Source organism: Streptomyces sp. NPDC058964, assembly GCF_042741275.1.
Lineage (GTDB): Bacteria > Actinomycetota > Actinomycetes > Streptomycetales > Streptomycetaceae > Streptomyces.
The window spans coordinates 8,326-28,019 of sequence record NZ_JBHYKH010000055.1 but is presented as its reverse complement, the minus strand read 5'-3'; the positions used below and the strand labels follow the sequence as shown (position 1 = coordinate 28,019).

Below are 19,694 nucleotides of genomic sequence, written 5' to 3'. Positions count from 1 at the left end.
GAGTGTTTTGTGATAAACCCTCTCGTCGCCTAACTCCCGGGATTAGAGGTCGGTCCCCACACCACCCCCCTCCTTTTTGTCCGGTGTGTCCGTGGGGGCGGTGGGAGCCTCGTCCTGGGCGCCCTGCGGCCGCGCGGAGTACGAGCGCCGGGATCCCGACCCCGGACTCGACCGCCTCGTCCAGCCCGTGCTCGTCGACGAACCGTCCGCCGCCGAGGTGCGCGACATCCTCCGTGGCGTCCGCGGGCGACTGGAGGCCCACCACGACGCGGTCCTCACCGACAGGGCCCTGGAAGCCGCCGGCGCGCTCGCCCGCGACCGCGTCCCCGATCACTCGCTCCCGGGATCGGCCGTCGACCTGCTGGACGAGGCCGCGGCCCTGGCCCGGACGCGTGCCGCGCGGTCGGACCCTCCGGCGGACGCCCCCGTGCGGGTCACCGAGGCCGAGGTCACCCAGGCCCTGGCCGCCCGCTCGGGCATCCGCGCCTCCGTCCCTCTCCGCACCACGACACCCCAGGCCGGCCCGCTCGCCCAGCACGACCCGTCCATCTGGTCCCTGAGCTGACCGGGCACGCCCGGCCCCGCACACCTAGCGTGAACCCATGGACCTGAAACTCAAGCAGTGCTTCATCGCCGTCGACGACCACGACAAGGCCCTCGCCTTCTACGTCGACGTACTCGGCCTGGAGGTACGCAACGACGTGGGCTTCGAGGGAATGCGATGGGTGACGGTCGGCTCACCGCTCCAGCCCGACGTGGAGATCGTGCTGGAGCCGCCCGCGGCCAGCCCGGACATCTCCCCCGCCGACAAGCAGGCGATGGCGGAGCTGCTCGCCAAGGGCGTGCTGCGCGGGGTCATCTTCACCACGGCGGACTGCGACGCCCTGTACGAACGCGTCCGGGAGTCCGGCGCGGACGTGCTCCAGGAGCCGACGGACCAGCCCTACGGGGTGCGCGACTGCGCGTTCCGGGACCCCGCCGGGAACATGCTGCGGTTCCTGCAACGGGCGGACGACTGAGATTCCCGAGAGGCCGGAGGGCCGCATTGCCTACGATCACCCCATGAGCATCCGCTGGACCTACGCCTTCATCGATCGCCCGGCCGGCCGGCTCGACCGGTCGCGGACGTTCTGGACGGCCGTCACCGGCACCCGTCTCTCCGGACTCCGGGGCGATCGAGAGGAGTTCGTGACGCTCGTACCGGAGAACGGCGCGGACGCCTGTGCGAAGGTCCAGGGAGTGCTCTCCGGCGCGGGCGGCGCGCATCCCGACTTCGCGGTCGAGGACGTGCCGCGGTTCGTGAAGGCGGCCCGGGAACTGGGCGCCGGGACGGCCGCGGAGCACGACGGGTGGGCCGTACTGCGTTCACCCGCCGGGCAGTTGTTCTGTGCGGTGCCGTGGCACGGGGAGGCGGTACGGCCGCCGGTGGTGGCCGGCAGCCGGCTGGACCAGGTGTGCCTGGACATCCCGCCGTCCGGGTACGAGGCCGAGACCGCCTTCTGGGCCGGACTGACCGGCTGGGACCTGCTGTCCGGCTCGCTGCCGGAGTTCCGGGTGCTCAGGCCGCCACCGGGCCTTCCCGTCCGGATCCTCCTCCAGCGGCTCGGCGAGGAGCGGCCCGCCTCCGCCCATGTCGACCTGGCCTGCGCGGACATCGAGGAGACCCGCGCCCGCCATGCGGGCCTGGGCGCCACCCTCGTCGCCCACGGGCCCCACTGGACGGTGATGCGCGACCCGGCGGGCGGTACGTACTGCCTGACCGGACGCGATCCGCAGACGGGCGCCCTGCCGTAGCCGGTCAGCGACGCACGGTCGAGTGCACGCAGACGGCCAGTACCGGCCCGCCGGAACGGGACGCGAACGCCGACGGGCACGCGGTGCCGTCCACGTCCTGCCCGAGCAGCGGTGCGGGTGAGTCGTGGGTCTCTTCCCAGCCGTACGGCCCCCGCGGCTGGGTCGAGCCCTGCAGCCAGAGCGTGAGTCCTCCCCCGGCTCCCACGGCCACCGCCCACACCACGACCGCCCACCGCCACAGCCGACGGCGCCTGTCCCCCTCCTCGGTCATCCCCAGGGCTCCACATCCACCACGGCGTCCACCGGGACGGGCCCGTACACGTGGGGGAACTCCTCGCCGTCCGGTTTCATGGCCTCGTACTTGACGGGTGCGCCGACCAGGGCCGGGTCCACGACCAGGACCACCAGGTCGTCCGGGCCGTCGTAGGAGCCGTACAGGAAGTCGGCCACGCGCGGGAGCTGGTCGCGGGTGGAGAAGTGGATGAAGCCCACCTCCTGGAGCGTGCGGCCGCGGGTCGCGATCTCGTAGGTGCCGCGCTCGCGGGCCGCGTCCCACAGGGAGCGTTCGGTGATGTGCAGGATGTACGGCAGTTTCGGCATGCGGCCACGCTACGGTCTCGGCCGGCCCGCCCGCCCCTGCGGATGGCACCGTTCCGGCAGGCTGGGCATCGGACCACGTCCAGGCGGTGCCCGCTCATGGGTCCGCTCCTTCGTTCCGGCCGCCCGCCATGGGCGGCTCTCGCAGGGGACGCCGGAGCCGGGCCGGGATTCTCGACGCGCTCAGGACTTTTCCGAGGGGGCGGGGCCGGGCTGCTGCTCCGGCCGTTCGGCGACGGGGTCGACGCAGGCCTCGCACTCGGGGTTGTGGCAAGGGCCGGCAACCCACAGCGGGACCCAGGCGCCGAGCGTCTTGTGCCGCCGTACGACCGTCTCGACGGGCTGTCCGCAGGCGGGACAGGCATGACCTTCGCTGTCCATGTCCTCAGGGTAGGACCGGCCGGGCCTCAGCGCTTCCTGCTGTACGTCCGCACCAGCACCCCGTTCCCGAACGTGCGCACCGACTCCAGGGCGAAGTCGGTGACGGCGAAGCCGCTGCCGAACATCGGCATACCGGAGCCGTACACCTGCGGGTAGGTCTTGATGACGAGTTCGTCGATCTCGTCGAGCAGTGCGCCGGCGAGTTGGGAGCCACCGCAGAGCCAGATGCCGAGATCGCCGGCCTCGGCCTTCAACTCGCGCACGGCGGCGACCAGATCACCGTCGATCAGTGTCACGGCGGGGTCGGGCGAGGTGCCGAGGCTGCGGGAGGCGACGTATTCGCGCAGATGCCCGTAGGGACTGGTGACGCCGATGTCCAGGGCGAGCCGGTAGCTTCCGCGCCCCTGGATCACGGTGTCGAAGTGCTTGTTCTCGGCACCCTCGACGCCGAGCGGCCCGCGCCCCTGGGCCGCGATGGTCTCGGGGTACGTCGAGGTCAGGTACCCGAGGAACTCCTCGTCAAGGAAGCCGAACATGGAGGAGGCATCGCCCTTCGGATCTCCGATGAAGCCGTCGATGGAGCAGGCGATGAAGTAGGTGAGCTTACGCAAGCGGGACTCTTTTCGTGGGCTGCGGTCGCGTTGATAACTACGGTTGTAGTACTTCAACCGCAGTGGCTGCAAGCGCTTTTCCCAGGACACCCACAAGTGGGAGAGGAGATTCCGAACGACGGAAATTCCGGCGGCAGGGTGAGCGGCACCGGGACACTCGTAACAGTGCGCGGGTGCGGGCCTAGCTCTCCTGCGGACAGGCAGAGCCCTCTCGCGGTCGCAGCGGTCGGGGGCACGCCGGAGGAACACGGCGCCCAAGCCCCGGCCCTCGACCAACGCCGCTCGTAAGGCCACTGAGCCCAACCAGGACAGAAGGCGGGCCCCGCACGCCGGGGGGATGTGCGGGACCCGCCGGGCCGGAGCCCCCGGTGGCCGTGCGGGGTCAGGAACCGCGCGGTCCCGGAGACTCCGGGGTCTGTCGGGCGCAGACCGGCTCAGGTGCTGCGCCGCGTCACGAACTCGGCCAGGGCGAGCAGACCGTCCGCCGACTCGGGGTCGGGAACCGCACGGGCCAGCTGGTGCACCGCCCGGCCCATCCGGTCGGCGGCCTGGTCCTGCGCCCAGTCACGGCCGCCCGCCCGCTCCACGGCCAGCATCGTGTGTTCCAGGCCCTCCTCCTCGTACGGCAGCGCGTACAGCTCGGCGAGTTCGGCCGCCGCCGGCGTGCCGGAGGTCAGCGCGGCGACCACGGGCAGCGACTTCTTGCGGGCGGCGAGGTCGGCGCCGGCCGGCTTGCCGGTGCGGCTCGGGCCACCCCATATGCCGATGACATCGTCGATCAGCTGGAAGGCGAGCCCGGCCTGGCGGCCGAACGCGTCCAGCGCCGCGACATCGTCCTCCCCCGCCCCCGCGTACAGCGCGCCGAGGGCGCAGGCGCATCCGAGGAGCGCTCCGGTCTTGGCCTCCGCCATGGCGAGCACCTCGTCGAGGGTGACCTCGGTGGGACCGCGCTTCTCCATGGCCGTGTCCGCGTGCTGACCCGCGCACAGCTCGACGACACAGTCGGCGAGGCGTGCGGCCGCCGCCCCGGAGGCCGGGTGCGGATCCTCGGCGAGCAGCCTGAGCGCCAGCGCCTGCAGGGCGTCCCCGGCAAGAATCGCGTCGGCGTCGCCGAACACGGTCCACGCCGTGGGCCGGTGCCTGCGGGAGGTGTCCCGGTCCATGACGTCGTCGTGCAGCAGTGTGAAGTTGTGCACCAGCTCCACCGCCGCGGCAGCCCGGACGGCCGCCGACCGCGCCCGCGGTCCGCCCAGCGCGGCGGCCGCGGCGAGGACGAGCGCGGGCCGTATCGCCTTTCCCGCACTGCCCGCCGCCGGGGTGCCGTCCGCCTGCTCCCACCCGAAGTGGTAGCGCGCGACGCGGCGCATCGAAGCGGGCAGCGACTCCACGGCCGCGCGCAGTTCGGGGTCGACGGACACCCGGGCCCGGTCCAGGATCGCCACAGCCTCGTGCCCGTCGGCCGGGCCCGAACCGCCCTCCCCGGCGGGCCTGGGCCGCTGAAGTGTCTCCAGCACCCCGGGAATCCGCGGTGCCCCCCTCGGGCGCCGTTTCGTCTCCGTCAAGAACTCGGCCATGGGTCCCCCTCGCGGCGACGGCGGACGGTGGCGCTTCCGCTCCGACTGGACGCGTACCCGGAGGAACTACCCGCCCGGAGGGGCGGAGACACGGCCGCGAAGTGCGGAAACGTCACCTCCAGCGTCCGATCTCGACATTTTCGAGCACACCGAGCGCGTCCGGCACCAGCACGGCTGCCGAGTAGTAGGCCGTGACCAGGTAATTGATGATGGCCTGTTCGTTGATCCCCATGAAGCGGACGGACAGACTCGGCTCGATCTCGTCGGGAATCCCGGCCTGCCTCAGCCCGATGACGCCCTGCTCCTCCTCGCCGGTACGCATGGCGATGATCGATGTCGTGCGCTCCGGGGTGACCGGGATCTTGTTGCACGGATAGATCGGCACCCCGCGCCAGGTGGGGATACGGTTGCCACCGATCTCGACGGTCTCCGGGACGAGCCCGCGCTTGTTCAGCTCCCGGCCGAACGCGGAGATCGCGCGCGGGTGGGCCAGGAACAGCTTGGTGCCGCGCCGGCGGCTGAGCAGCTCGTCCATGTCGTCCGGGCTGGGCACGCCGTCGTGCGGCTGGAGCCGCTGTTCGTACTCGCAGTTGTGCAGAAGTCCGAAGTTCCGGTTGTTGACCAGCTCGTGCTCCTGGCGCTCCTTCAGCGCCTCGACCGTCAGCCTGAGCTGCTGCTCGGTCTGGTTCATCGGCTGGTTGTAGAGGTCGGCCACGCGCGTGTGGATGCGCAGCACGGTCTGGGCGATGCTCAGCTCGTACTCCCGCGGCCGGGCCTCGTAGTCGACGAAGGTGTGCGGGATGTCCGGCTCGCCGCTGTGGCCGGCCGCGAGTTCGACCGCCTTCTCGCCGTACTTGTTGGTGCGCTGCTCGGGGATCGAGCGAAGGTCGTGGAGATGACCGCGCAGTGACTCGGCCCGCTCCGCGACCTGGTCGAAGTCATGGCGGGACAGGATCAGCACCGTGCAGGCGGTGCCCGCACGGGCCGTGTACTCCCAGATGGCGTCCGGGTCGAGCAGCGCCTGCTCGCCGAAGTAGGCACCGTCGGCGAGGACGCCGAGGACCGCGTCGTCGCCGTACGGGCCCGTGCCGATCTTCTCGACCCTGCCGTGGGCCAGCAGGAACACCTCGTCGGTCCGGCTGCCGAACGAGGCGATCACCTCGCCCGGCGCGAAGTCCCGCTGCCGGCAGCGGGACGCGAGTTCCGACAGGACCGCCCCGTCCTCGTACGACCGCAGGGCCGGCAGCTCGCCCAGTTCGGCCGGGATGACCTCGACGCGGTCGCCGGTCTTCACGAAGGTGACGCGGCCGTCGCCGACCGCGTACGTCAGTCGCCGGTTCACCCGGTACGTGCCGCCCTGCACGTTCACCCATGGCAGCGTCCGCAGCAGCCAGCGGGAGCTGATCTCCTGCATCTGGGGTGCGGACTTGGTGGTGGTGGCCAGGTTCCGCGCGGCCGCCGTGTCCAGAGACTGCTGCGGCTTGCCCTGATCCGCGCGGACCTCTTCGCCTACCGACATAAGGACATACCCTCCCGGTCATGCGCTGGCACCGAACTGCGCCACGCATCGGCATCGTGACCAGCCTCGCTCACGGAGCGTGCTCGCACCATTACCCGAAAGAGCGGGAATGGATCATCGTACGACTGGGCAGGCAGAGGGACCGGGTGCGGCGCAGGCCCACGCCGTGGCACTTGTCCGGATCGGCTCGCACAGCGTGCGAACGATCTGGTCCATGACGTCCGGTTTGCAGTAGAAGCAGCGGTACGCGGCGGCCATGTTCCGTGGCCCCGGAGTACAGCGCGAAGGAGGCGTGCATGGCCTCACCCATGTCCGCGAGCGGCTTTCTGGACGCCTTGCGAGCGGAGGGACTCACGATCGTCGAGGTCGGCCACTGGGAGCACCACAACCGCAACCACAAGGGGCCGTGGGGTCCCGTCCACGGTGTGATGATCCATCACACCGTGACCACGGGCCGCGATCGGACGGTGGACCTCTGCCGGGACGGGCGCCCGGACCTGCCGGGCCCGCTGTGCCACGGTGTGATCACCAAGGACGGAACGGTCCACCTCGTCGGTTACGGCCGCGCCAACCACGCCGGGCTCGGCGACGACGACGTGCTGCGCGCGGTGATCGCGGAGAGGGGGCTGCCCCGGGACAACGAGTCGAACACCGACGGCAACCGGCACTTCTACGGCTTCGAGTGCGAGAACCTCGGCGACGGGGCCGACCCCTGGCCCGAGGTCCAGCTGGAGGCGATCACGCGGGCGTCGGCGGCGATCTGCCGCCACCACGGGTGGACGGAGCTGTCCGTCATCGGGCACCGGGAGTGGCAGCCGGGGAAGAACGACCCGCTGGGGTTCACCATGGCGTCGCTGCGGGAACGGATCAGGGCCCGGCTGACCCATGCCCCCGACGGCGGCCGCGCCAGGACCCGGAAGGCGGTCGAGACCGAATTCGGAGAGGGGCTGGTCCGGGAATCGGAGAGCGACTGAACCGGGGACCGGAGAGCTGCCGGCACGGCCGCGGAGCGGCTGAGGCAGCGACCGCCGCGCGGCCCGCCCATCCGCAGGCCGGGCGGGTGAGAATGGCCGGGTGACCAGCGCCGACACTCCCGATCCCGATCCCGCCACGCTGCGCCCCCGGCTCCCCTCACCTCTTCGGGAGATCGACGACGACCGCTTCGCGCGGCACGGCGTGCGTCTCCTGCTCAAGCGCGACGACCTGATCCACCCGGAGCTGATCGGCAACAAGTGGCGCAAGCTGGTGCCGAACATCGAGGCGGCGGCGGGACGCGCGCTGATCACCTTCGGCGGGGCCTACTCCAACCATCTGCGCGCCACGGCCGCCGCGGGCCGTCTCCTCGGTCTGCGCACGGTGGGCGTCGTCCGCGGCCAGGAGCTGGCCGACCGCCCCCTCAACCCCTCCCTGGCCCGGTGCGCGGCCGACGGTATGCGGCTGCACTTCGTCGACAGGGCGACGTATCGACGAAAGGCCGAGCCGGAGACTCTCGAAGCGGTCCTGCGCACGGCCGGTGCCGGGGACGCGTACGTCGTCCCGGAGGGCGGCAGCAACACCGCCGCCGTACGTGGCTGCCAGGCCCTCGGCGAGGAGATGCGGGGCCACGCCGACGTCGTCGCCCTCGCCTGCGGCACCGGCGGCACCCTCGCCGGGCTGGCCGCCGGTCTCGCCCCGCAGCAGCGCGCGCTGGGCATCCCCGTCCTCAGGGGCGGCTTTCTGACGGCCGACATACAGGCTCTGCAGGAACGGGCCTTCGGCGCCCGGCGCGGCACCTGGTCCCTCGACGACCGCTTCCACTTCGGCGGCTACGCCCGTACCACCCCCGAGCTCGACGCCTTCGCCGAGGACTTCGAGCGGCGGCACGGACTGCCCGTCGAGCGTCTCTATGTCGCCAAACTGCTCTACGGTCTCGCTGTCCTGGCGGCCGAAGGGGCGTTCCCGCGCGGCACGACCGTCGCGGCGGTCGTCACCGGCCGCCCCTTCCCCGACGCCTAGCCGGGCCCCGTACGCCTCAGGCCGCCTCCCGGTAGGCCGCCGCCTCCTCCAGGTCGAGCCTGCGCAGGAGATTGCGGAGCATCTCGTCGTCGATGTAGCGGTGGTCCCGCAGCTTGACGAACACCTCGCGCTCGGCGCTGATCATCTCCCGGGACAGCCGGCGGTAGGTGTCGTCGACCGTCTCGCCGGTGACCGGATTGACCTGGCCGAGCCGCTCCCAAACGGCATTCCGGCGGCGTTCCAGGACCATGCGGAGCCGGTCGGCCAGCGGTGGGGGCAGGGCGTTGCGCTCATCGGAGAGGAGGTCGTCGAGGCACTGTTCGGCGGCCCGGGAGGCCTGCGCCTGGGCGTTGGCCTCGGCGAGCGTCTCGGCCTGCGCGTCGTGGCCGGGGAACTTCAGCAGGCGGATCAGCGGCGGCAGCGTCAGGCCCTGCACCACCAGCGTCCCGATGACCGTCGTGAAGGTCAGGAACAGGATCAGGTTGCGCTGCGGGAAGGGGGCGCCGCCATGCACCGTGAGCGGGATGGAGAAGGCGACGGCCAGGGACACCACACCCCGCATCCCGGCCCACGAGGTGACCATCGCGCCCCTCCAGGTGGGGTCCGCCTCGCGTTCCCTGATCCGGGCCGACAGCCGTGGAAGGAAGGTCGCCGGGTAGACCCATACGAACCTGGCGACGACGACCACGAGGAAGAGGGCCACCGCGTACCAGGTGGCGTCGGCGCCCTCGTACGCCCCGAGACCCCTGAGGACGACCGGCAACTGCAGGCCGATCAGCGCGAAGACCGCCGACTCCAGGACGAAGGCGACCATGTTCCACACCGCCTCCTCCTGGAGGCGGGTGGCGAAGTCGACCTCCCACGCGCGGTGCCCCAGGTAGAGGGCGACGACCACGACCGCGAGGACGCCGGAGGCGTGCAGCTGCTCGGCGACGCCGTACGCGACGAACGGGATCAGCAGGGAGAGCGTGTTCTGGAGCAGGGGCTCCTTCAGATGGGTGCGCAGCCAGTGGATGGGAGCCATCAGCACCAGGCCGACCCCGACGCCGCCGACGGCCGCGAGCAGGAACTCGCCGATCCCGCCGATCCAGGTGGCGCCCTCGCCGACGGCGGCGGCCAGGGCCACCTTGTAGGCGGTGATCGCGGTGGCGTCGTTGAGCAGGGACTCCCCCTGGAGGATGGTCGTGATCCGGGAGGGAAGCCCCACCCGGCGCGCGACCGCCGTCGCCGCCACCGCGTCCGGCGGCGCCACGACCGCGCCCAGCACCAGCGCCGCCGTCAGCGGCATCCCCGGCACGATCAGATAGACCGCCCAGCCGACGACGAAGGTCGCGAAGAGCACGTACCCCACCGAGAGCAGCGCCACCGGCCGCAGCTGCGCGCGCAGATCGAGGTACGAGCTGTCGGTCGCCGAGGTGTACAGCAGCGGTGGCAGCAGGAGCGGCAGCACGACTTCGGGGTCGAGGGTGTAGTCGGGCACCCCCGGGACGTACGAGATCACCAGACCGACAGCGACCAGCAGCAGCGGCGCGGGCACCGGGGTGCGCCGGGCCGCCCCGGCCACCGCCGCACTGCCCGCCACCAGCAACAGCAGCGGCATCACGTCCATGTCTCGCCCGCCCTCATTTTCCGCGCGGCCACCCGCACACCCGTCGTAATCTGGCAATCATGAAACAGTGCACGCACTCCGACGCGCTGCCGCACCCCGAACCCGAGCCCCAGAACGCGACCTGTCCGGAGTGTCTCGCGGAGGGCACGCACCCGGTGCAACTGCGGTTGTGTCTCAGCTGTGGCCACGTCGGCTGCTGCGACTCCTCGCCGGGGAGACATGCCACCGGGCACCACAAGGAGTCCGGTCACCCCGTGATGCGGACCTTCGAGCCCGGTGAGGACTGGCGGTGGTGCTTCGTCGACCACGTACTCGTGTGACCCTGGTTCCAGAAGGTTCGACGGTCTGACGTCTGGGTACGTCAATCCGGCGCGCGCTCTTCCCATTTGGGCCCGCAGGCCCCTAGACACGGAGCGTATCCACAGCTTTACTGTGAGTGACGCCAGGGGGTTGGGGTCCCGGGGACAGGAAAGTTCGGAGCGCGATAGCGTCACCGCTGAACCACGTATCGCGTTAACCCGGGGGGCGACCCTCGGCCCCCGAGAAGCTTGTACCACCATGGAGGTGAGGGTGTCCCAGATCGCAGGCGAGCCCGCGACCCAGGACTTCGTGGAAGTCCGGCTGCCGGCTGCGGGTGCCTACCTGTCGGTGCTGCGGACGGCCACGGCCGGCCTCGCGGCCCGTTTGGACTTCACCCTGGACGAGATCGAGGACCTGCGCATCGCGGTGGACGAGGCCTGCGCGATCCTGCTCCAGCAGGCCGTGCCCGGCTCGGTGCTCAGCTGTGTCTTCCGACTCGTCGACGATTCGCTCGAGGTCACGGTGTCGGCCCCGACGACGGACGGCCACGCGCCATCCCGGGACACCTTCGCCTGGACCGTGCTGTCGGCCCTGGCGGGCAAGGTCTCCTCGGCCGTCGACGAGGACAAGACCGTGTCGATCAGCCTCTACAAACAGCGCGGCGCGGGACCCGGGCCGGCGTGAGGGACGGGGACGGGCCGGTGCGGGACGAAGAGCGCGGCACACGGGAGCTGCCGGCCGAGGGCGCAGGCTCTGCGGACGGTTCCCGACGCATGGCTGACGGCATCGACGGCATCCCCGAGCAGGCCAGGCCGCACCCGGAGGACGACTCCGTGGAGGCCGGCTTCGAAGGTGCCGTGCAGAGCGCGCCTCCGGAAGGACGGAACGGGGTCGTGTCCCCGGTCCACGGGGGTGCCCCCGCTCGAGCGAAGCCGAGAGTGGGGGAGGAGGCGAAGGCTCGGGGAAGGGCGACGGGCGGGACGATGAGCGAGCACGAACGGGACGACGAAGTGGGCGCGCAGGTCGCACCGGGTCTGCAGGGTGCGCAGCACGACCCGCAGGACCGCAGCGGAGCCCGCGCTATGTTCGTCGAGCTGCGCAAACTGAAGGACGGCAGCCCCGAGTACGCGGAGCTGCGCAACCAGCTCGTCCGTATGCACCTGCCGCTCGTCGAACACCTCGCGCGCCGGTTCCGCAACCGCGGTGAACCGCTCGACGACCTCACCCAGGTCGCCACCATCGGCCTGATCAAGTCGGTGGACCGTTTCGACCCGGATCGCGGCGTGGAGTTCTCCACGTACGCCACGCCTACGGTCGTCGGCGAGATCAAGCGGCACTTCCGGGACAAGGGCTGGGCGGTCCGCGTCCCCCGTCGTCTCCAGGAACTGCGCCTGGCGCTCACCACGGCCACGGCCGAGCTCTCCCAGCAGCACGGCCGCTCACCCACGGTCCACGAACTCGCCGAGAAGCTCGCCATCTCGGAGGAGGAGGTGCTGGAGGGCCTGGAGTCGGCCAACGCGTACTCCACCCTCTCCCTGGACGTCCCCGACACCGACGACGAGTCCCCGGCCGTCGCGGACACCCTTGGCGCCGAGGACGAGGCGCTGGAGGGCGTCGAGTACCGCGAGTCGCTGAAGCCGCTCCTGGAGGACCTCCCGCCGCGCGAGAAGCGGATCCTCCTGCTGCGTTTCTTCGGCAACATGACCCAGTCCCAGATCGCCCAGGAGGTCGGCATCTCCCAGATGCACGTCTCCCGTCTGCTGGCCCGGACCCTGGCCCAGCTCCGGGAGAAGCTGCTGGTCGAGGAGTAGCGGACACGCCGGGACGGGAGCGGCCACGAACACCGACACGTCCCGCGACCGCCCCACACCACCGAAGGGGCCACACTCTCGGCCCACGAAGCGTGTGCAACCGCCGTCCCACTCCCGACGGCAACCGCTACCCGCACCCGGGACGGCCCCGCTCACTCACGACGGTGAGGCGCCCCCTGGGCTCACGACGACTGCCGGGGCACTCCCGATGCGGGCCCTGCCTCTCGTCGGCCGCTCGGCGCACGTCGCGGCCGGCAAAGAGGTGGCGGCCCGGAAAACGCAAACGTCGGCCGACGGCGACCCTCGGCTACCGCGTGGGCTCCTGCGCACGTCCCGGTCCCCGGATCCCCAGGGCCCGGGTCGTGGCCGGGCTCAGCAGCAGCACCAGCGACGTCACCGCCACGACGGCCAGCACGATGCCGGCCGGAACGGCGATGCTGTCGGCCTGGAGGAGGCTGTAGGCAGGGACGAGGGCCATGATCGAGGTGATCACGGCGGGACCCCGGCTCCAGCCGCGGCGAAGCAGCAGCCCGCGGGCGGCCAGCAGGGGCAGCAGGGCGAGGACGACCAGCGTGATGGCCAGAGTCACGGCCTGCTGCCTGTCGTCCGGTTCACCGGTGATGCCGAGGACCAGAACCCACACTCCCGCGACCACGAGCGCGAGCCCCTCCAGCGCGGCCAACGCGGCCGCGTACGTCAGGCGGCGCGGGCGGGGGCCGTCCGCTGCGGCGATGTCGGGGGTGGGGTTCTGCTCGCTGCTCACCCCAGAAGGGTAGCCGTCGCCCCACGGCCCCGGGTGTCCAGGCTCACGGCCTTCGCTCTTACCTGATCCCTACCTCGGTCTGGGCCCAGTACCCCCCAGTAGGTACGCTGCAACCCATGCGTGCACTTCTCGTGGTCAATCCGGCGGCAACCACCACAAGCGCACGTACGCGTGACGTGCTGATCCACGCGCTGGCGAGCGAGATGAAACTCGAGGCGGTCACCACCGAGTACCGCGGCCACGCACGCGACCTCGGCCGGCAGGCGGCCGAGAGCGACGACATAGACATGGTGGTCGCCCTCGGCGGTGACGGCACGGTCAACGAGGTCGTCAACGGACTGCTGCACGACGGCCCCGCCCCCGAGCGCCTCCCCGGCCTCGCCGTGGTCCCCGGTGGCTCCACCAACGTCTTCGCCCGTGCCCTGGGCCTGCCGAACGACCCGGTGGAGGCCACCGGTGCCCTGCTGGACGCCCTGCGCGAGGAGCGGGAACGCGTCGTCGGCCTGGGACTCACCTCGGGCACGCCCGGCACCGAGGACGAAGGGGTTCCGGCCCGCTGGTTCACCTTCAACGCCGGCCTCGGCTTCGACGCGGGTGTCGTCGGCCGCGTCGAGCAGCAGCGCGAGCGCGGCAAGAAGTCCACGCACGCGCTCTACGTCCGTCAGGTCGTCCGTCAGTTCCTCGGTGAGCAGCACCGGCGCCACGGCACGATCACGCTCGAGCGCCCCGGTGCGGACCCGGTCACCGACCTCGTCGTCGCCATAGTCTCGAACACGTCCCCTTGGACCTATCTCGGCAATCGCCCGATGTACACGTCACCTAAGGCCTCGTTCGATAAAGGCATTGACGTACTCGGTCTCAGCCGTCTGTCCACGGCCGCGGTTGCCCGGTATGCCACCCAGTTGCTCACTTCGTCCCCCGAGCGGGGCCCTCATGGCAGGCATGCGACCTCCCTGCACGACCTGGACCAGTTCACCTTGCATTCGAAGGTGCCGCTGCCCCTCCAGATGGACGGAGACCACCTCGGGCTGCGTACGAGCGTGACGTTCACAGGCGTACGCCGCGCACTGCGTGTGATTGTGTGAGCGGAACGGGCCAAAGTCCTTTCACTCGAACGTTTAGGCCAGGATCCACCCCATGGAAGTACGGCTGTGACCCAGTCGACACCGAGGAATCAAAAAAAACTTTCCGGAAGGGGTTGTATCCGCCGCTGAGGTTTGCGAGTCTCTACGTGGCGATCGGGACGGCCCGCAAGACCGGCCTCCACTGATCACCAGAACCCCTCTTCAAACCACAGGACCAACGCCGGTGACCCTGGCGGTCGGCCCTTCACTTGTTGAGGGATTCGTGAAAGCGTTCACATTCACAAGCAACCTGCACGTAATACCAAGGAGAGGTAGCAGCCATGGACTGGCGTCACAACGCCGTTTGCCGCGAGGAAGACCCCGAGCTCTTCTTCCCCATCGGCAACACCGGTCCTGCGCTGCTGCAGATCGAGGAAGCCAAGGCCGTCTGCCGTCGCTGCCCCGTTATCGAGCAGTGCCTGCAGTGGGCGCTTGAGTCCGGTCAGGACTCCGGCGTCTGGGGTGGTCTCAGCGAGGACGAGCGCCGCGCCATGAAGCGCCGCGCCGCCCGCAACCGGGCCCGTCAGGCCTCCGCCTGACAACAACCCACCCCGCTCTGACAGCCTGAGCTTGGCGGCGCGTACAGCGAGTACGCATCTCCCGCCCCCGAGCCGCAGCGCGCAGTACCCCCGATGCGCTTAGTAGTAAAGAGCAGCAGCGAGCACTGGCCTCGGACCTGACCAAAGGTCCGAGGCTCTTTGCTTTCCAGAAGAGTCACCCGGGTGCGCGCTACTTCTGCGCCCTCACCGGGATGTCCAGGATCACGCGCGTCCCGCGCCCCGGCGCCGGGACCATGTCGAACGTGCCGCCCAACTCGCCCTCGACCAGGGTCCGCACGATCTGCAGACCCAGGTTTCCCGCGGTCTGCGGGTCGAAGCCCTCGGGCAGGCCCACGCCGTCGTCCTGCACGGTGACCAGGAGGCGGGCCTCCTTACTGGTGCCGCCGCGCACCGCAGAGACCTCGACCGTGCCCGTGTCGCCCTCCCGGAAGCCGTGTTCGAGGGCGTTCTGCAGGATTTCGGTCAGCACCATCGACAGCGGGGTCGCGACCTCGGCGTCGAGTATGCCGAACCTGCCGCTGCGCCGGCCGGCGACCTTGCCGGGCGAGATCTCGGCGACCATCGCGAGCACGCGGTCGGCGATCTCGTCGAACTCCACGCGCTCGTCGAGGTTCTGGGACAGCGTCTCGTGCACGATCGCGATCGAGCCCACGCGCCGTACGGCCTCCTCCAGGGCCTCCCGGCCCCGGTCGGACTCGATGCGCCTCGCCTGGAGGCGCAGCAGGGCGGCGACCGTCTGGAGGTTGTTCTTCACCCGGTGGTGGATCTCCCGGATGGTCGCGTCCTTGGTGATCAACTCGCGTTCGCGGCGGCGAAGTTCGGTGACGTCGCGAAGCAGGACCAGCGAACCGATGCGGGTGCCCTTGGGCTTGAGCGGGATGGCCCGGAACTGGATCACCCCGTCGCGCGCCTCGATCTCGAACTCGCGGGGCGCCCAGCCGCTGGCCACCTTGGCCAGCGCCTCGTCGACCGGCCCGCGGGTCGGGGCGAGTTCGGCGGTGGTCGTGCCCAGGTCCTGGCCGACCAGGTCCGAGGCGAGACCGAGGCGGTGGTAGGCGGACAGGGCGTTCGGGGAGGCGTACTGGACGGTGCCGTCCGCGTCGAGCCGGATGAGGCCGTCGCCGACGCGCGGCGAGGCGTCCATGTCGACCTGCTGGTTCGGGAAGGGGAAGGATCCGGCCGCGATCATCTGCGCCAGGTCGGACGCGCTCTGCAGGTAGGTCAGCTCCAGGCGGCTCGGCGTGCGGACGGTGAGCAGATTGGTGTTGCGGGCGATGACGCCGAGGACCCGTCCCTCCCGTCGTACGGGGATGGACTCGACCCGGACGGGGACCTCCTCGCGCCACTCCGGGTCGCCCTCACGCACGATCCGGCCCTCGTCGAGCGCCGCGTCCAGCATCGGGCGCCGGCCGCGCGGGACCAGGTGGCCGACCATGTCGTCCTGGTAGGAGGTGGGGCCGGTGTTGGGCCGCATCTGGGCGACGGAGACATAGCGGGTTCCGTCGCGGGTGGGGACCCACAGGACCAGGTCGGCGAAGGACAGGTCGGAGAGCAGCTGCCACTCCGAGACCAGCAGGTGGAGCCACTCGAGATCGGAGTCGTCGAGGGCGGTGTGCTGGCGTACGAGTTCGTTCATGGAGGGCACGTGTGCGAGCGTACCCGGGCAGTTGTGCGTGGCCGAAAAACACCCGCGGGCCGCGGCGCCTGGGAGGGACCCTCAACCCTCCCGGCACCGCAGCCCGGAGCAGTATCGGCCGTGGGGTGTGCGGTCCCGGTCGGCCGAAGGATGAGGAACCGGGGCAGTCAGGGCAGAGAGCTCCGGATCCTCGGTCCGCCTTCCTGTGCGGGGAAGACGGAAGAGTGTGTTTGCGTCGCGGTCATACCGCACGCATTTCCCCTACGCATTGTGGACTAGACCACGATGTGTGTCCATGCGTTGGAGGCTGTTCACAGTTGACGGTTGGCAGCCTAGCCCGCCCGGGTCACCCGCGGGGCCAGATGGCCATGGCAATTTCCGCGACGGCTTCGAGTTCCTCGCGACCCGCCCCGTCACGCGCCTGCTGGGACATGCCCTGGAAGACGGCTCCGGCGTGGCGGGCGAGCGCGGCGGTGTCGGTGTCCGGCGGCAGCTCGCCGGCGGCGACGTCCGCTCTTATGCGGCTCTCGATGGCGACGATGTTGGCGTTGCGCTGCCGGCGCAGGGCGTCCTCCACCTCGGGGTTCGTGCAGTTGGTGGCCGCGTGGACGACCAGGCAGCCGTGCGGGTGACCGGGGTCGGTGAACTCGGTCGCGGCCTCGCGCAGCAGTCTCTCGACCCCGGCGCGGGCGGTCGCCTCCTCGTCCAGGGCGCGGCGTGCGAACGCGCCGTACGACCCGGCGTAGACCCGCACCACCTCCTCGAACAGGGAGCGCTTGTCCCCGAAGGCCGCGTACAGACTGGGGGCGCCGATGCCCATGATCCGGGTGAGGTCGGAGACCGAGGTCGCCTCGTAGCCGTGCTCCCAGAAGGCCATGACGGCCTTCTCCAGCGCGGTCGCGCGGTCGAAGGAACGGGGGCGGCCGCGCGCCTTGGTCGCCGTCCCGGCCTGCGGCTTCGTCTCCTCGCTGCGCACCATGGGGCGTATTTTATAGCGGGCCTTAGAGAAATGCCGGAAGGGCGTTGTACGGTTTCGTCTGTAGTGGTCGCTGGAAAAATGTGGAGGGGCGCCGGGGCGTGTCCGCGGGCAGGACGGCACTCGTCACGGGGGCGGGCAGAGGCCATCGGGCGCGGGATCGCCGAGCGGCCGGGACGCCGACCCGACGCCGTTCCGGCCCGCCGCCCGCGCCGTGATTCAGCGGGTCTCCGTCACCTTGGCCAGGGCACGGGGCGCGTCCGGGTCCTGGCCACGGGCGACGGTGACCTCGTAGGCCAGCAGCTGGAGCGGGATGATCTCCAGGATCGGCTGGAGCTCCTCGGCGACTGCTTCGGTGGGCAGGACGAAGCCGGCGGATGCCTGCTCGACCTGGCTCCTGGGCCCGATGACGACCAGGTCGGCCCCCCGGTCGCGCAGCCGGTCCAGCACCGGCTGCAGTGCTTCGCCGCCCTTGCCGTCGGTGACGACCGCGATGACGGGCGAGACGTTGTCGACCATGGCGAGCGGACCGTGCAGGAGATCGGCGCCGGAGTAGGAGAGTGCCGGGATGTAGCTGGTCTCCATCAGTTTGAGGGCGGCTTCCTTGGCCGTGGGGTAGCCGTAGCCACGTGAGGTGATGACCATCCGCTCGGCGAACCGGTAGCGGGCGGCCAGGGCCCGGACCTCGTCCTGCCGGGCGAGGAGCTGCTCGGCGAGGTCGGGCAGCCCCTTGGCGGGGGCGCCGTCGCCGTCGCGCAGGCCCTCGGCGAAGAGGTAGAGCGCGAGGAGGGAGGCCGTGTACGTCTTGGTGGCCGGGAGGGCCTTCTCGGGTCCCGCCAGGATGTCGATGTGGTACTCGGAGACGCCGGCCAGAGGTGAGTCCGGGTTGTTGGTCACGGCGAGGGTGATCGCGCCGGCCTCGCGGGCGGCCCGGGTCGAGGCGACCAGGTCCGGGGAGCCGCCGGACTGGCTGACGGTGACGACCAGGACGTCGGTCAGATCGGGGCGGGCGCCGTAGGCCGTGGTGGTCGACATGGAGGTGAGACCGCAGGGCAGGCCGAGGCGGATCTCCAGGAGGTACTTGGCGTACAGGGCGGCGTTGTCCGAGGTGCCGCGGGCGGTCAGCAGGACGAAGCGCGGCCGACGGGCGGCGATCTCCCGGGCCACGCGGCGGACGGCCGGGGCTCCCTCGTCCAGGATCCGGCGCAGCACGGCGGGCTGCTCGGCCATCTCCCGGGCCATGATCCGGCCCGGGCGGTCGGTCCGGGGGTCCTGGGCGGGGGCGTTCACGGGGCCTCCTCGAGACGTGCCGGTCGTGCGCGTCGACCGTGGCCGGCGCGTGCGGTGCACGCGGCCGCGGAATCACGGGGCCGCGCGACCACGCGGATCACCAACAGCATCTCATCGGCACCCGGCGGGCAGGCGTCGGTTCGCCGACGGTCCCGGGAACACGCTTCGAAGGGAAACCGATCGAGTCGAAACGAACCGGCCGGGAGGTCGTACCGGCCCCACTCACCAGGGGGCTCCTCTGCTAGATTGGTCTATACCACATGTGTTCCCTTCGGTTCCCAGGTGAGCCCCTCTTCAGAACGGCAGGCCCAGCGTGGAAGTTGTCATCGTTCCGGACGCCGCGGCGGGCGGCGAGCTGATCGCCGACGCCATGGCCCAGTTGCTGCGACGCAAGCCCGAGGCCCTGCTCGGTGTGGCCACCGGCTCCACCCCGCTGCCCATCTACCAGGCGCTGACGGCGAAGGTCCGTTCCGGTGCGGTGGACACCTCCCGGGCCCGGATCGCACAGCTCGACGAGTACGTGGGCCTGCCCGCCGAGCACCCGGAGTCCTACCGCTCCGTGCTGCGGCGCGAGGTGCTGGAACCGCTCGGGATCGGGATGGAGGCGTTCCTGGGACCTGACGGGACGGCGCAGGACGTGCAGGGGGCGTGCGAGGCGTACGACAATGCGCTCTCCGAGGCCGGCGGGGTGGACCTGCAGCTGCTCGGGATAGGCACCGACGGGCACATCGGGTTCAACGAGCCGTGCTCGTCGCTCGCCTCGCGCACACGGATCAAGACGCTGACCGAGCAGACCCGGATCGACAACGCGCGCTTCTTCGGCGGCGACATCGAGCAGGTGCCGCACCACGTCATCACCCAGGGCATCGGAACGATCCTGGAGGCGCGCCACCTGGTGCTGCTCGCCACCGGCGAGGGCAAGGCGGACGCGGTCGCCGCGACCGTGGAGGGACCGGTGGCGGCGGTCTGCCCGGCCTCCGCCCTCCAGCTGCACCCGCACGCCACCGTGGTGGTCGACGAGGGAGCCGCCTCCAAGCTGAAGCTGGCGGACTATTTCCGGCACACGTACGCCAACAAGCCGGACTGGCAGGGAATCTGACGTCTTCGCAGGCCCGAAGGCGCCGGGATCCACGGCGGTGTCCGGGGGCGTAGCG

At 70.9% G+C, this 19,694-nt stretch carries 22 protein-coding genes; 11 read left to right on the top strand and 11 right to left on the bottom strand.

The genetic code is table 11. The annotated features are described in order from the left end of the window. Window positions 1–91 precede the first annotated feature (91 nt). The 3 genes from ACFW2E_RS10195 to ACFW2E_RS10185 are packed head-to-tail and all read left to right on the top strand — an operon-like array spanning window position 92 to window position 1,794. A complete protein-coding gene (locus ACFW2E_RS10195; RefSeq protein WP_384464268.1) occupies window positions 92–565 on the top strand; it encodes a hypothetical protein in 474 nt (157 codons plus the stop codon). A gap of 37 nt (window positions 566–602) precedes the next feature. Continuing rightward, window positions 603–1,019: a VOC family protein gene (locus ACFW2E_RS10190; protein WP_384464265.1), complete on the top strand. Its 417-nt coding sequence runs from the start codon at window positions 603–605 to the stop codon at window positions 1,017–1,019. Window positions 1,020–1,062: 43 nt separating this feature from the next. Beyond that, window positions 1,063–1,794, top strand: coding sequence for a VOC family protein (locus tag ACFW2E_RS10185; protein ID WP_384464262.1), 732 nt, complete (start codon window positions 1,063–1,065; stop codon window positions 1,792–1,794). Window positions 1,795–1,798: 4 nt separating this feature from the next. Here ACFW2E_RS10185 and ACFW2E_RS10180 read toward each other — a convergent pair whose 3' ends face one another. The 6 genes from ACFW2E_RS10180 to ACFW2E_RS10155 all read right to left on the bottom strand — a co-directional run bounded on the left by ACFW2E_RS10180 (window position 1,799) and on the right by ACFW2E_RS10155 (window position 6,476). Continuing rightward, the gene (locus ACFW2E_RS10180; RefSeq protein ID WP_384464260.1) at window positions 1,799–2,065 is read right to left on the bottom strand and encodes a hypothetical protein; all 267 of its coding nucleotides are present in this window, start codon (window positions 2,063–2,065) and stop codon (window positions 1,799–1,801) included. Further along, entirely contained in the window at window positions 2,062–2,394 is a 333-nt protein-coding gene (locus ACFW2E_RS10175) for a DUF952 domain-containing protein (RefSeq protein WP_384464258.1), read from the bottom strand. Before ACFW2E_RS10175 ends, ACFW2E_RS10180 begins: the two co-directional genes overlap by 4 nt. 180 nt (window positions 2,395–2,574) lie before the next feature. Next, the gene (locus ACFW2E_RS10170) at window positions 2,575–2,772 is read right to left on the bottom strand and encodes a hypothetical protein (RefSeq protein WP_384464255.1); all 198 of its coding nucleotides are present in this window, start codon (window positions 2,770–2,772) and stop codon (window positions 2,575–2,577) included. Window positions 2,773–2,798: 26 nt separating this feature from the next. Further along, on the bottom strand, window positions 2,799–3,383 hold the full coding sequence (locus ACFW2E_RS10165) for a dihydrofolate reductase family protein (RefSeq protein ID WP_384464252.1): 585 nt from the start codon (window positions 3,381–3,383) through the stop codon (window positions 2,799–2,801). A gap of 434 nt (window positions 3,384–3,817) precedes the next feature. Further along, window positions 3,818–4,957: a family 2 encapsulin nanocompartment cargo protein polyprenyl transferase gene (locus tag ACFW2E_RS10160; RefSeq protein ID WP_384464249.1), complete on the bottom strand. Its 1,140-nt coding sequence runs from the start codon at window positions 4,955–4,957 to the stop codon at window positions 3,818–3,820. Window positions 4,958–5,069: 112 nt separating this feature from the next. Beyond that, window positions 5,070–6,476 carry a family 2B encapsulin nanocompartment shell protein gene (locus ACFW2E_RS10155; RefSeq protein WP_384464246.1) on the bottom strand — a complete coding sequence of 469 codons (1,407 nt, stop codon included), beginning with the start codon at window positions 6,474–6,476 and terminating at the stop codon, window positions 5,070–5,072. A 296-nt stretch (window positions 6,477–6,772) separates the two neighbouring features. Between ACFW2E_RS10155 and ACFW2E_RS10150 the strand changes: the two genes are divergently transcribed. Further along, window positions 6,773–7,450 (top strand): N-acetylmuramoyl-L-alanine amidase, encoded by a 678-nt coding sequence (locus ACFW2E_RS10150; protein ID WP_384464243.1) that lies wholly within the window; start codon window positions 6,773–6,775, stop codon window positions 7,448–7,450. Window positions 7,451–7,550: 100 nt separating this feature from the next. After that, complete coding sequence (locus ACFW2E_RS10145; RefSeq protein WP_384464240.1) at window positions 7,551–8,471, top strand: 1-aminocyclopropane-1-carboxylate deaminase/D-cysteine desulfhydrase; 921 nt, start codon at window positions 7,551–7,553, stop codon at window positions 8,469–8,471. A gap of 16 nt (window positions 8,472–8,487) precedes the next feature. On the opposite strand, the gene ACFW2E_RS10140 is transcribed toward ACFW2E_RS10145, so the two are convergent. Further along, entirely contained in the window at window positions 8,488–10,080 is a 1,593-nt protein-coding gene (locus tag ACFW2E_RS10140; RefSeq protein WP_384464238.1) for a Na+/H+ antiporter, read from the bottom strand. Window positions 10,081–10,139: 59 nt separating this feature from the next. Here ACFW2E_RS10140 and ACFW2E_RS10135 point away from each other — a divergent pair, with 59 nt between their 5' ends. From ACFW2E_RS10135 to ACFW2E_RS10125, 3 genes are all read left to right on the top strand, one after another. Beyond that, window positions 10,140–10,400: a UBP-type zinc finger domain-containing protein gene (locus ACFW2E_RS10135; RefSeq protein ID WP_384464236.1), complete on the top strand. Its 261-nt coding sequence runs from the start codon at window positions 10,140–10,142 to the stop codon at window positions 10,398–10,400. Window positions 10,401–10,650: 250 nt separating this feature from the next. Next, the gene (locus ACFW2E_RS10130; protein WP_004925829.1) at window positions 10,651–11,064 is read left to right on the top strand and encodes an anti-sigma regulatory factor; all 414 of its coding nucleotides are present in this window, start codon (window positions 10,651–10,653) and stop codon (window positions 11,062–11,064) included. A 17-nt stretch (window positions 11,065–11,081) separates the two neighbouring features. Further along, window positions 11,082–12,191 carry an RNA polymerase sigma factor SigF gene (locus ACFW2E_RS10125; protein ID WP_384464234.1) on the top strand — a complete coding sequence of 370 codons (1,110 nt, stop codon included), beginning with the start codon at window positions 11,082–11,084 and terminating at the stop codon, window positions 12,189–12,191. 307 nt (window positions 12,192–12,498) lie between these two features. Here ACFW2E_RS10125 and ACFW2E_RS10120 read toward each other — a convergent pair whose 3' ends face one another. Beyond that, entirely contained in the window at window positions 12,499–12,954 is a 456-nt protein-coding gene (locus ACFW2E_RS10120) for a hypothetical protein (protein ID WP_384464231.1), read from the bottom strand. 116 nt (window positions 12,955–13,070) lie between these two features. Between ACFW2E_RS10120 and ACFW2E_RS10115 the strand changes: the two genes are divergently transcribed. Together ACFW2E_RS10115 and ACFW2E_RS10110 are read left to right on the top strand one after the other, a co-directional pair. Beyond that, entirely contained in the window at window positions 13,071–14,039 is a 969-nt protein-coding gene (locus tag ACFW2E_RS10115) for a diacylglycerol/lipid kinase family protein (protein WP_384464229.1), read from the top strand. Window positions 14,040–14,359: 320 nt separating this feature from the next. After that, complete coding sequence (locus tag ACFW2E_RS10110; RefSeq protein ID WP_003992873.1) at window positions 14,360–14,617, top strand: WhiB family transcriptional regulator; 258 nt, start codon at window positions 14,360–14,362, stop codon at window positions 14,615–14,617. A gap of 190 nt (window positions 14,618–14,807) precedes the next feature. Here ACFW2E_RS10110 and ACFW2E_RS10105 read toward each other — a convergent pair whose 3' ends face one another. From ACFW2E_RS10105 to ACFW2E_RS10095, 3 genes are all read right to left on the bottom strand, one after another. After that, the gene (locus ACFW2E_RS10105; protein WP_384464225.1) at window positions 14,808–16,283 is read right to left on the bottom strand and encodes a sensor histidine kinase; all 1,476 of its coding nucleotides are present in this window, start codon (window positions 16,281–16,283) and stop codon (window positions 14,808–14,810) included. Window positions 16,284–16,620: 337 nt separating this feature from the next. After that, entirely contained in the window at window positions 16,621–17,253 is a 633-nt protein-coding gene (locus tag ACFW2E_RS10100; protein ID WP_384464222.1) for a TetR/AcrR family transcriptional regulator, read from the bottom strand. 216 nt (window positions 17,254–17,469) lie between these two features. After that, complete coding sequence (locus ACFW2E_RS10095; RefSeq protein ID WP_384464271.1) at window positions 17,470–18,492, bottom strand: SIS domain-containing protein; 1,023 nt, start codon at window positions 18,490–18,492, stop codon at window positions 17,470–17,472. A gap of 361 nt (window positions 18,493–18,853) precedes the next feature. Here ACFW2E_RS10095 and nagB point away from each other — a divergent pair, with 361 nt between their 5' ends. Beyond that, on the top strand, window positions 18,854–19,639 hold the full coding sequence (gene nagB / locus ACFW2E_RS10090; RefSeq protein WP_384464219.1) for a glucosamine-6-phosphate deaminase: 786 nt from the start codon (window positions 18,854–18,856) through the stop codon (window positions 19,637–19,639). Window positions 19,640–19,694 lie beyond the last annotated feature (55 nt).